Consider the following 13,799-nt stretch of genomic DNA (forward strand, 5'->3'; position numbering starts at 1 on the left):
TATTTCAGTCCGAAATACTGTACAATATCTTCTGAAAATCTGATTTGTATTTTGGGAAATTGTCTTTTGTAGCCCAAATTAGCACCTTGTAATAGGACTTTTGAGTTTCAACTCCGCCCACGAAATACACAATCGTATTTTGGATTTCCTCGTCATAGTATGATGCCTCACTTTCTATAAAGCTCACTTCTCCTATTTTCTTTTGTGAACTTTTTCCTATTGTGCGGTCTTTGGTATCTTTTAAAAACCCTTCCATGAAATTTTCGTAGTATTCCGCAGTATTGGTGAATTTTATCTCTGCCAGGCTTAATTCTTCTTTGGTATCCACGATTACAAAACCTGCCAAATCTTTAATCACATTTTTGAATTGAAAAACAGAAGCATCGTTTAATCCGACAGTTTTATCCATATAGTCGGGCAGGCTGATATTAAAAACATGGCCGGCTTTCATGCTCACCATTTTGGTTTGTGCAGAAGAATTTTTAGTACTAAAAAATACAATTGAAGCCAGGAGGAGGAATTTTAGTTTCATTTTTAAATTGTTTTTATTTGAAAAATACGGACTATTCAAAAATAACAATATTTTTTTTCAAAAAAATCAAATATGTAAAAGTTTTATTGGAAGAATCAAAAAAGTTGGGGGGATACCAATCTGAAGTTGCCTACCGGTGGTAACTAGGCGTCCCCCTTCATTTTTTTGCTCGCCCAAAAAAACGAAGCAAAAAAAGGGCGGTCTGTGCAAAATGTCACGAAAAATTTCATTTTGCCATCATAAATTAGAAATTTCCTTGTGGAAAATTTTTCTAAACACTGCACAGACATTCAAAGTATTTTCATTTGATTTAATTAACACCTACTAGTTTTTGAATTTATAATTATCCCCCAACATTTTGGATTGATCCGTTTTATTTTGTTACAAAAAATCCATTCAATTCAATTTTTGATAACTACGAAAGCATTGAGCGAAGTGGCAATAATAAGCCAGATGATGTAAGGTGTTATAAGTAAGGATTTTATCCGGAGCTCAGGAAGTTTTAAATAAAAGATGTAAATCACAACAAGAAGCAACAAAACTATTACTGCCAATGAAATACCCGTCAATTTAAAATAAAAAAACAAAGGGTTCCAGAGAATATTCAGCACCACTTGAATACCAAAAACCAGCAAAAATCCAGAATTCAGTGAGATGTTTTTTGTCGCATAACTCATAAAAATCGAAAAACAGACCATAATGGTGGTCCAGGCTGCTCCGAAAACCCAACCCGGGGGCGTCCAGGGGGCCTTATTCAGGTTTTGATACCAATCTGATGTAACACCAGAATTGGTAAATAGCCCACCTAAACCTAAAGCACCAAAATTTATGATCAGGAAAATTATAAGTCTTAAAACAAATGAACTAGGCATTTTGTATTGTTTGATTATGAATTTTTAACCTACTGCCATTGTTTGTGTCCTCACAAACGAAATAGTCTTTGTTTGTGTCCTCACAAACAAAAATCATCGCCATTGTTTGTGACCTCAAAACGAAATTGCCATTGTTTGTGTCCTCACAAACAAAATCATCGCCTTTGATTGAGTCCTCACAAACAACACCTTTCTTATGAACCGCTTGATTATGATTATTTAACCCGATTCGAAGGATATTGTTTAAAAATGCCAAAGTTATTCCCTGAAATTAAGGCCTCTTTATCACTTCGGAGTTTTTGAAAAAAGAAGGTGTACAGTCAGTCGAATACTGGATAGGGCAGGGAGCAATCAGGCATTGCGGTTGAATTAATGTCCACTTACATACCAGATTACAGGCATCGTCAATCACATAATTTGTCATTGAAGAAAAAGGCACAGTAACAGAAAAGACTCTGACCATTTTGCCTTGATAGCCAAGCCATTCTGTACCATAAGTTTTAACATTAAGCAAACTAAGCTCAGGTGCATTATTGGGATATGTGCCGGGGCTTACCCCATTTTTTGAAACAGTGATAACTATTGATCCAAATGCAGAACTTCCACCAGGCGTAAGTGATGAAATTGCTTTGCCATCAATAGTGCCAATACCTGATAAGCACGCAAAAGGATTATTAGTAATCGATGTGTAAAAATTCGGACAACAACCGGTAGTTTGAGCAAGTAATTGACCTGAAATCAAACTTACAATGAACGCAAATGCGATTTTTTTCATTTCTGATGTGTTTTAAAAATTGGGAATAATGTTTTAATTCAGATTTTGTGGAATTATCTGTAAAAAAGGGAGATAATTTTTTCCTGAAAATCAGGATGAAAATAGTACTAAAGTTTTGAAATTCAAATTTTTGGAGGAGTTTTTTTTTACCCCTCCAACTGCCTTCGGTACATCTGAATCGTATTTTCCAGACCATAATACAGTGCATCAGATATCAGGGCGTGTCCGATGGAAACTTCAAGCAATCCCGGAATGTTTTTGTAGAAATACGCCAGATTTTCCAGGCTTAAATCATGCCCGGCATTGAGACCCAAACCTACTCTTTGGGCCATTTCGGCTGCTTTTATGAAAGGCTCAATGGCTTTTTCACGATCTTGGGGATATTCCGAGGCGTAAGATTCGGTGTAAAGTTCTACTCTGTGAGCTCCGGTTTCGGCAGCGGCAGAAACCATTTCCGGTCTGGCATCCACAAAAATTGATACCCTGATTCCCTCAGACTTATAGATTTTTACAATCTCTTTCAATCTTTTCAGATGAGTGATGGTATCCCAGCCAGCATTGGAGGTCACAGCACCCAGTGCATCGGGCACTAAAGTCACTTGTTCGGGTCTTACGGCCAAAACCACCTCCTGAAATCTTCCTTCCCTAGGGTTTCCCTCAATATTAAACTCTGTAGTGACGATTTTTTTCAAATCAAAAACATCCTGATAGCGAATATGTCGTTCATCAGGCCTGGGATGCACCGTGATGCCCTGTGCCCCAAACAGCTCACAATCAATGGCAGTTTTAACGAGGTTAGGCATATTACCACCCCGGGAATTTCTTAATGTGGCTATTTTGTTGATATTGACCGATAATTTTGTCATTTTTGTATTTGATTTTTCGAAAAACCAAAATTCGGGAATAAACAGAAAGATTTAACAATAAATACTAAAAAAATGTCATTAAAAACACAAATAGATGCCGATATCAAGGCAGCCATGCTGGCCAGAGATCAGGGAAAATTGCTTGCATTGAGAGATATTAAAAAGCTGATTTTGATAGAAGAAACCAAGCCGGGTGCCACGGAACTGACTGAAGCCGACGAAATGAAGATTTTGCAAAAGGCTGTAAAACAACGCAAAGACTCGGTGGAAATCTACAAAACTCAGGGTCGTCAGGATCTTTTGGATAAAGAATTGGCCGAAATCGCAGTGATAGAAGTGTATCTTCCAGCTGCTATGTCAGAAGAAGAACTTCAAAGCCAAATTGCTGCCATTATCGAGCAGGTAGGAGCCAAGGCACCGTCTGATATGGGCAAAGTGATGGGCGTAGCCTCAAAACAACTGGCCGGAAAAGCTGAAGGAAGGGCGATCTCAGAAATGGTCAAAAAACTTTTGGCTCAATAAACATGGCCACTTTAGACTTGATTTTGTTGGTTCCAATCTTGATTGGAGCCTTTCAAGGTTACAGAAAAGGCCTTTTGATTGAGATTCTGGGGGTCATTGCATTTATTGCTGCGGTGGTGTTAGGTTTTAAATTTCTTAGTCTGGGGTCCAGTTTTTTGGAAAGTGTTTTGGGCAAAGATACTCTGCACTTTATCTCGCCGTATCTGAGCTTTTTCATCATTTTTATTCCGGCCATTTTTTTATTCCGGAAAGTGAGTGGTATGCTGCGTAAAGCCGTTAGACTGACTTTTCTGGGTGTACTGGATGGGATTTTAGGTGCTGTTTTGGGTGGAGTAACCGCCATGTTTGGCATCAGTTTGCTGATTTGGATTGCCGGTAAAATCGGAATTACTTTTCCTGAGACTTCCATAGCCCAAAGCCAGTTTTACCCTTATGTGAGCTCTTTTGCTCCTGATATCATTTCAAAAATCTCTGACTTCCTGCCCGGCGGCAACTGGCTGGAATATCTCAAAGGACTAAAAGAAAAGATAGCGGACTAAATCAAAAAAGCCTTCAGAATACTCCGAAGGCTTTTTTGTTATGAAGAAAAACTGTTTATAGCTCCATTCAGATTTAACAAGTTCAATCTCCAATTAACTCATTATCACATTAATCAGTCGTCTCTTCTTCCCAAAAACAACATTACATAGTACATGAGGTTGGCGATGGCTGCGAGAGCACCTACTACATAAGTTCTGGCTGCCCAGTCGAGAGCATCTTTGGCCATGCCGTGTTCCGAATTGTTCACAATATTTCGGGTGGTCATCCAGGCAAGGGCTCTTTTGGAGGCGTCATATTCAACCGGTAGCGTAATCAAAGAAAATGCTGTGATGGCCGCATTGGCAATGATTAAAACGATTAGCAAAAGATTACCGATGGCACTTCCCTGAGAAAGCATGTAAATACCCCCAAACATCAAAAACATGTTGAGCATACGCATCACATTGGAGGCCACATTTACTGCGGGCACCATAGCCGAACGCATCTTCAGGGCAGCATAAGCCGTGGCGTGCTGCACCGCATGGCCGCATTCGTGGGCAGCTACTGCCGCTGCTGAGACACTTCTGCCATGATATACATCAGAACTGAGGTTAACGGTCTTGTCAGCAGGGTTATAATGGTCGGTAAGTTCACCGTCCACCTGGGTGATTCTTACATCATAAATATTATTGTCATGCAACATTTTCTCGGCGATTTCGGCACCGCTAAGGCCATTAGATAGCCCAACACGCGAATATTCAGCGAATTTGCTTTTTAACCGGCTGCTCACAAACATACCGATCAACATAAACACTACACCAATTATCAGAATCATTTTTTAATTTGTTTGATTTGAATTTAAAATTAACACAATTTAGACTTAAAACAAAAGTCACAGTCACAGGGTTTCTGTTTGTGATTAATTCTTTATGAAAATATGGTTTTTGTATTTGAATGGTGGCAAAAAAAAAGGTTGAAAGCAAGAAACTGTTAATCTGATTGTTGCGGATTTTTATATTTCTGGTTATTGGGTTTGAAATAAAAATAAAAAGCTGAAAACCATAAATTAAGTCTAGTACAAAAACAATTTTATCAATTTAAATAATATTCCAATTGTTCCAATTATTATTAACCATAACCACAGTTTACCTTCACTTTTTGTATTAGGTAAATATCCTTTTTTTAACCAAATACCAAAAATAATCATGATAATAGGTGTAATAAAACCAACAATCGTTTCAATCATACTTATATTAATTAGCCATTTGATATTTTTTCGATTTGACTTTTAAGAAGAGGTAAATCCCTAACAATAATAGTCCAAATGACTTCATCCGAAATGTTATCGTAACTATGAATAATTCTATTTCTTGTTCCAATAATATTTTTTGCATTTTCGACTGGAAAGTTGCAGTCAATCTTTAAAATTCTATTCATGGCCTCACCAATTATTTCGAGATTTCTCTCTATGGCTTTTTTGGTCTTTAAATCACTTTTATATGCAATAAAGTCTCTGCGGTCTCCTAAAAACTCAAATATTTCATCAATGCAAAGATTTATATCAATAAGCCAGGCTTGAATTTTAATATCCATAGATTTTTACCTTGGTGTTATCAAGTTGTTGTCTGAACAATCTATTTTTTATTGCCCTGTCTTCTAATAAGTCAACATTTCTTTTTAAAATTTTCTCAAGATTGTTTTTTAGATTGAAGTAAAGGTCTGTATAGTTGAAAGGATCATTTTCATCAAAATCAACCACCAAATCTATGTCAGAATTCTCATTAAAGTCATCTCTGGTCACTGAACCGAAAGCAAATAGAGTTTTTACTTTGTTGGTTCGGCAAAGTTCCTGAATCTGATCAATTTTAATTTTCTCAATTTTCATAATAAAATCAAGTTTTTAGCAATTTATTAATTTTTTTTCGAAATGTATTATTTTAAGCATCTTAATGTTTTGAGAAAATTTAATATGAGAATTTATAGTCTGCTTTAGACTATGGTTTTTAAAAGAATATAGTAATTATTTCACAAAAAAAAGGAAGCCCTCACAGACTTCCTTTTCAATTAATCGTAAGAAAAATCTTACATATCTTTCATTTCACCTACCACTTTGGTGATGGTTTGTTTAGCGTCACCAAACAACATCAGACAGTTAGGATAACCAAATAGTTCGTTTTCTACTCCGGCGTAACCTTTACCCATACTACGTTTACTTACGATTACCGTTCTGGCTTTGTCGGCATTCAGAATTGGCATTCCGTAAATCGGACTCTGAGGATTGGTACGGGCCGCAGGGTTAACTACGTCGTTGGCACCTACTACAAACACGATGTCTGTATTAGGGAAATCATCGTTGATATCGTCCATTTCAATGAGTTTGTCATAAGGCACGTTGGATTCGGCCAAAAGCACGTTCATGTGACCCGGCATACGACCCGCCACAGGGTGAATCGCAAAACGGAAGTCTATGTTACGTTTTTCGCATTGTTCCATCAGTTCTTTGATAATGTGCTGTGCCTGAGCTACTGCCATACCGTATCCCGGTACTACAATAACCGATGAAGCTGAGTCAAAAAGCATGGCGGCTTCTTCTACACCTACTTCTTTCACCACGATTTCGGATCCTGCTGCACCACCACCTGAGGTATTGGTTGCACCAAAGCCACCTAAAAGCACGCTTACCAGCGAGCGGTTCATGGCTTTACACATGATATTTGTCAGGATGATACCCGAAGCACCCACCAAAGCACCTGCCACGATCAACACGTTGTTGTTAAGCACAAAACCTGTAGTACAAGCTGCCATACCCGAATACGAGTTAAGCAAAGAAATTACTACCGGCATATCGGCACCGCCAATCGGGATAACCACCAAAACTCCCAGGATAAATGATACTACTGTTAGGATGATGATATAGATATAGTCGGCTTGATAAATTACAGCCAAAACTGAAAGGACTACCGAAACAATAAAAAGCACTAGATTTAAAGGATGTTGGCCTTTAAAGATAATGGCATTGCCATTTACTTTTCCAGACAATTTTCCCCAGGCTATCATGGAGCCTGTAAATGTGATACCACCGATAAACACACTTAACATAATACTGATTACGGTAATTATGTCAATATTGATTACATGTTCCTGTGATTTTAACCAATAGTCGGAAATTGAAACAAAAACTGAGGCTAAACCACCGAATCCATTGAAAAGAGCTACCATTTCAGGCATTTGAGTCATTTCTACTTTATAAGCAGTATAAAGACCAATGGCTGAGCCGATTATCATACAGATAAAAATGTCAATCAAACTGATTGCTTCCACCTGAACCACCGTGGCTAAAATGGCTATCAACATACCAATGGAAGAAATCATATTTCCACCTCTGGCATCGGAAGTCTTGTTCATTTTTTTGATACCTATAATAAACAAAACTGAGGCTATCAAATAAGCTAATTGTATATATACGTTCATTTCTTATTTCTTTTTAAACATTTTTAACATACGGTCAGTTACTGCATATCCACCTGCCACATTGATCATAGCAAAAACTACAGCTAACATTCCTAACCATTTACTTAGGGTCGAATAACCCAATTCGTTGGTTGCCAAAATAGCTCCAACAATCGTGATTCCTGAGATGGCGTTTGAGCCTGACATCAGTGGGGTGTGTAGGGTGGGGGGAACTTTGTTGATCAGCTCAAATCCCAGATAACTACCCAGTACCAACACATATAATAATATGATTAATCCTTCTACATTCATAGTTTTATTTGTTTAAAATTGACTTAGTAAATTCGTGAACCAATTCACCATTATGGGTTATCAATGACCCTTTGGTTATTTCTTCTTCCATTTCCCATTTGAAACCATCCTTGTCGGCAAGGTGTATCAACAATGTAATGATATTGGTACCATATAATTGACTTGCATTCACTGGTAATTGAGCCGGAAGGTTGGAATCACCAATTATTGTAACGCCATGTTTTACAACAGTTTTATCTTTTTCCGAAAGTGCACAGTTACCGCCTGATTCGGTTGCCATATCTACTATTACTGAACCGTTTTTCATAGATTTTACCATTTCTTCGGAAACCAGCACAGGAGCTTTTTTACCAATTACCAAAGCGGTGGTAATTACCAGATCGGCATCTTTTATGTGTTTTTCGACCAATTCTTTTTGTTTTTGCAAAAACTCGGCTGAAACTTCTTTGGCATATCCTCCTTCTACTTTCACACCTTCTACGCCTTCTACAGTAAGAAAACGGCCACCCAATGATTCCACCTGTTCTTTGGTTTCAGGTCTCACGTCGGTCACCTCAACCACCGCACCTAGCCTTTTGGCTGTAGCTATTGCTTGTAAGCCAGCTACACCTGCACCAAAAATCAAAACTTTAGTAGGTGTAATAGTACCGGCAGCAGTCATCATCAACGGGAAGATTTTACCCAGTGCATTGGCTCCGGCTATCACGGTTTTATATCCTGCAAGGTTGGCCTGTGAGCTAAGAGCATCCATTTTTTGTGCCCTGGAGATACGCGGAACTGCGTCCATTGAGAAAGCCGAGGTTTTTCTGGCTTTTAACGCATCCACCACCTCCGGAATCGTATATGCATACAAAAACGAAATTGTGACATTACCTTCTTTCAGAAGCTTAACTTCATCGGTTGTAAGGGCATTAACTTTTAAAACTACATCTGACTGAGCGATGTCTTCACGGGTTGAGATTGTTGCACCGGCTGCTTGATAGGCTTCGTCAGAATAGGACGAAAGGGCACCGGCGTCTTTTTCGATGGCCACTTCAAAACCTTTTTTCAATAGCTGCTTTACCGTATCGGGGGTTAGGGCTACACGGGTTTCAAGTGGTTTTGTTTCTTTTAAAACTCCAACTTTCATATTATTATTAATTCATTTTTTGTAAACAAAAGGGTTTTTTAATTATAAAAATCAAGGCAGAACAAATTCGTAATTCAATCAATTTCAGGTTTAATTCGCAAATTACTTTTAGTAAAGAATACTTACTACCTTTTTTAAATTTTTTTTAAAGTTATTTTCGATAACCCCCTAAATATATGATTACTAGCATTTTTTTTTCTAATATTAAGAAGGTATCATATATTTTTTTGGCCAATATATAGTCCTGAAAGTACTGATATTAAGCCTGTTAAAGTGTGATATGTGAAGGGTTCATTCAATAAAATTCCAGAAAAAATAAACCCGAAAATGGGGCAAAGGAATAAAAAAAATGACGCTTTTACGGTATTAAGTTTTATTAATCTTAACCAGAGGTTCACGGCAAGAATTGAAACAGGGAAGGCAAGCCAAAGAATTGAAAGACTCGATTGCCAGTTAAAAATAATGGGTTTTTGCTGTAAAAATAAGGTTAGTGGCAGCATGAAAAGTCCACCCAGAAGCACCTGCCAACCATTGATGGCTATCCGGCTTAAATTCCATTTTTTTTCTGAAAAATAAATAGAGCCCACACTATAACTGAGCATACTCAAAATCAAATAAATAATACCTCTGTAAGTAGCAAAACTGTTAAAAAGTAATGGCCAAACCGCAATACCAACACCAAAAAGCCCTAAAGTCAATCCAATGATCTGATTGAGTTTGATTTTCTTTCCAAGCCAAAAACCTGAAATCAAGGTCATCATGACCGGTGTAAGTGAAGTAGAAAGACTTCCTATTCCGGCAGCGACTTCGTTGATTCCCAACACAAAAAGGCTCAGATATAAGGTGATGTTGAAAAATCCAAAAACAGAAAGGGCGACCCATTCCTGCTTTTTGGGCATTTGAAATTTTTCGAAAAAAATATGATAAGCTAAAAGACTAATGCCCGCCAACAAAAACCTGAACTGGAACAACATGAGAGGCTCCATGAATTTAATTCCAATTTTTGCCGCCACCGAAGCCGATGACCAAAAGAAGGCAAAAAGGATACCCAGAAACAGGAATTTCAGGTCTTTCATTTTTTTATGATGGAAAGTGCATTTTCGGTGGTTTTTTGTTTTACCTCTTCACCCGAAATTTCATAAATATCAGCAATTTTGCCTATCACAAGGTCAAGATATGCCACTTCGTTACGTTTGCCACGGTGAGGTACAGGAGCAAGATAAGGAGAATCAGTTTCCAGGACGATTTTATCCAGCGGAATTTCCTTCAAAAATTTATCCAGACCACCATTTTTAAATGTAACAACTCCCCCAATTCCCAGGTGAAAATTTAGTGCTGTTACTCTTTGGGCATCTTCAAAATTTCCTGAAAAACAATGAAATATCCCACCTAAATCTTTCCACCCGAAATCATCAATCAGGTCACAGCAATGCTGAATGGCGTTCATTTGTCCATCTTTTGAGCTTCGGGAATGAATACAAATGGGTAGGTTGTACTTTTTTGCAAGTTCCAACTGGGCTAGAAAAGCCTTTTCCTGATTTTTGACAAAAGAAAGATCCCAAAAGAAATCAATGCCAATTTCCCCTATCATGATAAAGGGTCTTTTTTCAAGGAAATCACTTAATAATTCAAGCTCTTTTTCGAAATTTTCATCTACATAACAAGGGTGAAGGCCCATCATAGGTACACAAAATCCCGGGTATTTATTTTCCAGCTCCAGCATACCGGGTATGGTTTCATGATTACAATTGGGCATCCAAATTTGAGAAACCCCTGCATTTTTTGCTCTTTCGAGCATGGCTTCACGGTCTTCGTCAAACTGTTCGTCATAGATATGTGCGTGGGTTTCGATGATATTGGCCATAAAAAAAAGTCTAATTTCTTGCAAAATTAGACTTTCAAAATGCTAAAAACAATTTATATCAATTACAAAATGGATTGACTTTTATATGAACTTTGCCACCAGCCGCAGGAGCAAAATGAGTTCCTGGTTTTAAAGTTACCTTTTTTGACTGAATAAATTGATTGGCCGTCCCATTTACAATATAAGAATTGTTACTGTAATTGCTTATAATTAATTGATCTCTGCCAGTTTGTTGGGAATCACCGGAATTCCATGAATAGGAAGCGTTAGGGATTATAGGTGCATAGGCAATATCATCAGCAAAAATGGCACTTAAAATTGGAGTAATAAGGATGATAGTACGCATTCTAACTCCCTGGTTTGCAGTAAATATAGTTCGGCATGCTCTGTTTCCATAGGTCATGATATTGTTTGTCTGAGGGCTATAAGATGTTCCACATGGGTCATTCCGACCTCCAACATAGGCACAAGCTGCGTTTACATTTGAATTTGGATTAGTGGGGTCATCAGCAGGAGTATCGCAAACCAAATCTCCGGCCGATGTACAATTGTAGCATCCATTTGCCGCACTTCTTGTCACATTTTCAGTTCCATAGTAAGTTTCAAAAGTATGGTATAGCCCCAAACAGTGTCCTAGTTCATGACCCATAGTGGTCAAATTAGTGGTTGAGCTAACCGCTGATCTCACAAGGCTCAGAAAGGTATTAGGGATAGCGTAAGCAATGCCATTTAAACCACCATTATTATCATATAAAACATCATGAATAAAAATGTTCATACAACCTGACACTTTATACGGGTTTAATTCAGTAGGTTCATTATCAGCATCATGTGAATTAAGGTCAGTGCTATTTACTTGTTTGATATTTAGTAACATAAAACAAATATTATGAGCTTGATATTGATCTACCATATTTTGAAATTGCCTTAAAACATCGGCATCAGTGGCTGCTCTGTTTGTACCATCGTCATTGGCAAAAACGGTAATAAATACTCTCAAACAATAGGGAGTGTTTAATGCCAAAATGGAATTTAAACTATCTTGTTTGTCTTTTTGTATCAAAAGTGGAAATGGCCCTGGCTTGGTTCCGCAGTCTGTACCCTGGGCTAATGAATCAGCTCCAATTGCCAAAATCATTAATAAAATTGCTAATCTTTTCATTTCAATAATGTTTTCAATTGGTCAATTTCTTTCTGCTGTTTGATGGTATAGAGTGTCAATTCCTCTATTTTAGCCATCATTTTGGTCATCAACTCTGCCACATGGGCACCTTTTTCCAGAACTTCTTTGGCTGATGGGACATTTGGCAAGTGCTTATTTTCCCTGATGAAATTCTCAACTTTTTCTAATTCTTCTAACTTATAGTTCTCTTCAAAAACATAATCGGCCCAGCCTGTTTCCACTATTACCTCGTTAGCTCTTATAACACCTAATACATCAAGTTTATTATTTGGACTTACAGTTCCAATTCCCACATTTCCGTTGCCCAGGATAGATAAAATATTGCCTAGACCTGAATAATAGATGTTGAAATTTGCATTAGCATTGGTAGCATCAGGGTAACCCCATAAATCCCAGAATTTTGTTGTCCCAGCATTTTTAAATGTGATTCTTCCACCATCTGCACTTGAAGCTTCTTCTAGCATAAGGTGTGGATTTCCAGTGCCGCTGTTATATTTAATGTGCATTTTACCAGCAGGAGCATCCAAGCCTAATCCCAGTTTATGATTGATATCTAAGTTTAAACCGCCACTTGTGTTTTCTCCATGAAAAAGTTTAATTTGATTTTGGGCATAATTAAAGAGAATATAACCCGAAGCGAACGAAGGAGTGGTTTGGTCGTTAAACCTTATGCCAGAATTTGTACCAATTGCAGTTGGTGAAAAATATAAAAATGGAGTAGAATCATTAATTTTAATATCGCCATCTTTTACATGTAATTTAGATTCAGGGTCAATAGTGCCAATTCCAAGATTTCCAGCAGAATTCAAGGCCATTCTGTCCAATGCATTTGTTCCCCAAATAATCCTGTTGGTACCACCGGTTGCAAATTGTCTAATATCGCCTGCACCTCCACCGTCTGTGGCAACACCAATCCTGAAATTATTAGTAGCATTTCCAATTCTAAAGTCTCCTTGATCTGAACTTCCCAAATTCCAACTTCCTCCTAATATATCTAGTCTGTGGGCTGGATTATCAATTCCAACGCCTACTCTTCTGGTAGTCAAATCTGCTGTCAGAGCCGGGCCAGTATCTCTCGTAAAAACAAATCGATCAGTGGTATCTCTGTATTGTAACCCCCAATTTGAATATCCTGGTGAATGTGAAATAACCATTTTATTTGGATTTAATAATCCAGATGGGAAAAGGTTAAGTGTTGGGAATGTTCCTGAATTTGACAAAATATTACCTGACGAATTATTTCCAGGTAAAATTGTGACAGATTGGCTGATTACTAGTTGATTGCTAAAAACTAGTAATAAAAAAAGCAGGTATTTTTTCATGATAAATAGTGATTTTAAGTAAAAAAAATCCTATTGAAATTATATTAATAAAATCAAAAGTTTAGTTGTTTTTTATTTTAAGGACGAATGTTTTATTTTATGGAATTAACAACTTTCTAATCCTGATTTACGTCATGTTTTCTGATAAAATATTTGAAATAAAATCCTCAAAAGAACAAATTACATTAAGTTTGTGTTGTTATTTGTAATAAGTCTAATTTAGAACATTTTGAGGACAGTAGCTGATTTAAAAGAGGGTGAAAATGGGGTAATTTCTGAGTTTTTGGATTCAAAACTCGCTTTGAAGTTGCTTGAAATGGGCTGTCTTCCAGGTACTAAAATAAAATTACATCATAAGGCACCTTTGGGATGTCCCTATTGTATCTCAGTTGATGAAGACTACGAACTTTCACTAAGAAAGTCTGAAGCTGATACCATTGTTATTGAATAAAA

At 37.3% G+C, this 13,799-nt stretch carries 17 protein-coding genes; 3 read left to right on the forward strand and 14 right to left on the reverse strand.

From position 1 onward, the window contains the following. Positions 1–4: 4 nt before the first annotated feature. From IPP61_12160 to IPP61_12175, 4 genes are all read right to left on the reverse strand, one after another. Complete coding sequence (locus IPP61_12160; GenBank protein MBL0325913.1) at positions 5–532, reverse strand: hypothetical protein; 528 nt, start codon at positions 530–532, stop codon at positions 5–7. Positions 533–933: 401 nt separating this feature from the next. Continuing rightward, positions 934–1,404: a tryptophan-rich sensory protein gene (locus IPP61_12165; GenBank protein ID MBL0325914.1), complete on the reverse strand. Its 471-nt coding sequence runs from the start codon at positions 1,402–1,404 to the stop codon at positions 934–936. Positions 1,405–1,675: 271 nt separating this feature from the next. Further along, on the reverse strand, positions 1,676–2,179 hold the full coding sequence (locus tag IPP61_12170; protein MBL0325915.1) for a hypothetical protein: 504 nt from the start codon (positions 2,177–2,179) through the stop codon (positions 1,676–1,678). A gap of 146 nt (positions 2,180–2,325) precedes the next feature. After that, a complete protein-coding gene (locus tag IPP61_12175; protein ID MBL0325916.1) occupies positions 2,326–3,045 on the reverse strand; it encodes a pyridoxine 5'-phosphate synthase in 720 nt (239 codons plus the stop codon). 72 nt (positions 3,046–3,117) lie between these two features. Here IPP61_12175 and IPP61_12180 point away from each other — a divergent pair, with 72 nt between their 5' ends. Then, positions 3,118–3,567 carry a GatB/YqeY domain-containing protein gene (locus tag IPP61_12180; GenBank protein MBL0325917.1) on the forward strand — a complete coding sequence of 150 codons (450 nt, stop codon included), beginning with the start codon at positions 3,118–3,120 and terminating at the stop codon, positions 3,565–3,567. Between the two features lie 2 nt (positions 3,568–3,569). After that, the gene (locus tag IPP61_12185; protein MBL0325918.1) at positions 3,570–4,106 is read left to right on the forward strand and encodes a CvpA family protein; all 537 of its coding nucleotides are present in this window, start codon (positions 3,570–3,572) and stop codon (positions 4,104–4,106) included. A gap of 113 nt (positions 4,107–4,219) precedes the next feature. Here the strand turns inward: IPP61_12185 and IPP61_12190 are convergent, their stop codons facing one another. The 10 genes from IPP61_12190 to IPP61_12235 form a co-directional block, all read right to left on the reverse strand. Next, entirely contained in the window at positions 4,220–4,921 is a 702-nt protein-coding gene (locus IPP61_12190; GenBank protein ID MBL0325919.1) for a zinc metallopeptidase, read from the reverse strand. Between the two features lie 422 nt (positions 4,922–5,343). Further along, the gene (locus tag IPP61_12195; protein MBL0325920.1) at positions 5,344–5,679 is read right to left on the reverse strand and encodes a DUF86 domain-containing protein; all 336 of its coding nucleotides are present in this window, start codon (positions 5,677–5,679) and stop codon (positions 5,344–5,346) included. Next, entirely contained in the window at positions 5,669–5,971 is a 303-nt protein-coding gene (locus IPP61_12200) for a nucleotidyltransferase domain-containing protein (GenBank protein ID MBL0325921.1), read from the reverse strand. Before IPP61_12200 ends, IPP61_12195 begins: the two co-directional genes overlap by 11 nt. 197 nt (positions 5,972–6,168) lie before the next feature. After that, a complete protein-coding gene (locus IPP61_12205) occupies positions 6,169–7,557 on the reverse strand; it encodes an NAD(P)(+) transhydrogenase (Re/Si-specific) subunit beta (GenBank protein ID MBL0325922.1) in 1,389 nt (462 codons plus the stop codon). 3 nt (positions 7,558–7,560) lie between these two features. After that, positions 7,561–7,848: an NAD(P) transhydrogenase subunit alpha gene (locus IPP61_12210; protein ID MBL0325923.1), complete on the reverse strand. Its 288-nt coding sequence runs from the start codon at positions 7,846–7,848 to the stop codon at positions 7,561–7,563. Positions 7,849–7,852: 4 nt separating this feature from the next. After that, positions 7,853–8,977: a Re/Si-specific NAD(P)(+) transhydrogenase subunit alpha gene (locus IPP61_12215; GenBank protein MBL0325924.1), complete on the reverse strand. Its 1,125-nt coding sequence runs from the start codon at positions 8,975–8,977 to the stop codon at positions 7,853–7,855. A 215-nt stretch (positions 8,978–9,192) separates the two neighbouring features. After that, positions 9,193–10,053 carry a DMT family transporter gene (locus tag IPP61_12220; protein MBL0325925.1) on the reverse strand — a complete coding sequence of 287 codons (861 nt, stop codon included), beginning with the start codon at positions 10,051–10,053 and terminating at the stop codon, positions 9,193–9,195. Continuing rightward, positions 10,050–10,832 carry a TatD family hydrolase gene (locus IPP61_12225; protein ID MBL0325926.1) on the reverse strand — a complete coding sequence of 261 codons (783 nt, stop codon included), beginning with the start codon at positions 10,830–10,832 and terminating at the stop codon, positions 10,050–10,052. The genes IPP61_12220 and IPP61_12225 overlap by 4 nt, the downstream gene beginning before the upstream one ends. A 67-nt stretch (positions 10,833–10,899) precedes the next feature. Then, positions 10,900–12,003 (reverse strand): hypothetical protein, encoded by a 1,104-nt coding sequence (locus IPP61_12230; GenBank protein ID MBL0325927.1) that lies wholly within the window; start codon positions 12,001–12,003, stop codon positions 10,900–10,902. Further along, complete coding sequence (locus tag IPP61_12235; GenBank protein MBL0325928.1) at positions 12,000–13,346, reverse strand: hypothetical protein; 1,347 nt, start codon at positions 13,344–13,346, stop codon at positions 12,000–12,002. Before IPP61_12235 ends, IPP61_12230 begins: the two co-directional genes overlap by 4 nt. A 226-nt stretch (positions 13,347–13,572) precedes the next feature. Between IPP61_12235 and IPP61_12240 the strand changes: the two genes are divergently transcribed. After that, positions 13,573–13,797 carry a ferrous iron transport protein A gene (locus tag IPP61_12240; protein MBL0325929.1) on the forward strand — a complete coding sequence of 75 codons (225 nt, stop codon included), beginning with the start codon at positions 13,573–13,575 and terminating at the stop codon, positions 13,795–13,797. Positions 13,798–13,799: the final 2 nt, after the last annotated feature.

It is taken from the genome of Cytophagaceae bacterium, assembly GCA_016722655.1.
Classification (GTDB): domain Bacteria; phylum Bacteroidota; class Bacteroidia; order Cytophagales; family Spirosomataceae; genus Leadbetterella.

Excerpts from the sequence above, each read along its gene's own strand:
- IPP61_12200 (MBL0325921.1), bottom strand. The coding sequence starts at position 5,971 with ATGAAAATTGAGAAAATTAAAATTGATCAGATTCAGGAACTTTGCCGA.
- IPP61_12205 (MBL0325922.1), bottom strand. The coding sequence starts at position 7,557 with ATGAACGTATATATACAATTAGCTTATTTGATAGCCTCAGTTTTGTTT.
- IPP61_12165 (MBL0325914.1), bottom strand. The coding sequence starts at position 1,404 with ATGCCTAGTTCATTTGTTTTAAGACTTATAATTTTCCTGATCATAAAT.
- IPP61_12170 (MBL0325915.1), bottom strand. The coding sequence starts at position 2,179 with ATGAAAAAAATCGCATTTGCGTTCATTGTAAGTTTGATTTCAGGTCAA.
- IPP61_12215 (MBL0325924.1), bottom strand. The coding sequence starts at position 8,977 with ATGAAAGTTGGAGTTTTAAAAGAAACAAAACCACTTGAAACCCGTGTA.
- IPP61_12175 (MBL0325916.1), bottom strand. The coding sequence starts at position 3,045 with ATGACAAAATTATCGGTCAATATCAACAAAATAGCCACATTAAGAAAT.
- IPP61_12185 (MBL0325918.1), top strand. The coding sequence starts at position 3,570 with ATGGCCACTTTAGACTTGATTTTGTTGGTTCCAATCTTGATTGGAGCC.
- IPP61_12180 (MBL0325917.1), top strand. The coding sequence starts at position 3,118 with ATGTCATTAAAAACACAAATAGATGCCGATATCAAGGCAGCCATGCTG.
- IPP61_12210 (MBL0325923.1), bottom strand. The coding sequence starts at position 7,848 with ATGAATGTAGAAGGATTAATCATATTATTATATGTGTTGGTACTGGGT.
- IPP61_12195 (MBL0325920.1), bottom strand. The coding sequence starts at position 5,679 with ATGGATATTAAAATTCAAGCCTGGCTTATTGATATAAATCTTTGCATT.
- IPP61_12160 (MBL0325913.1), bottom strand. The coding sequence starts at position 532 with ATGAAACTAAAATTCCTCCTCCTGGCTTCAATTGTATTTTTTAGTACT.
- IPP61_12230 (MBL0325927.1), bottom strand. The coding sequence starts at position 12,003 with ATGAAAAGATTAGCAATTTTATTAATGATTTTGGCAATTGGAGCTGAT.
- IPP61_12220 (MBL0325925.1), bottom strand. The coding sequence starts at position 10,053 with ATGAAAGACCTGAAATTCCTGTTTCTGGGTATCCTTTTTGCCTTCTTT.
- IPP61_12235 (MBL0325928.1), bottom strand. The coding sequence starts at position 13,346 with ATGAAAAAATACCTGCTTTTTTTATTACTAGTTTTTAGCAATCAACTA.
- IPP61_12190 (MBL0325919.1), bottom strand. The coding sequence starts at position 4,921 with ATGATTCTGATAATTGGTGTAGTGTTTATGTTGATCGGTATGTTTGTG.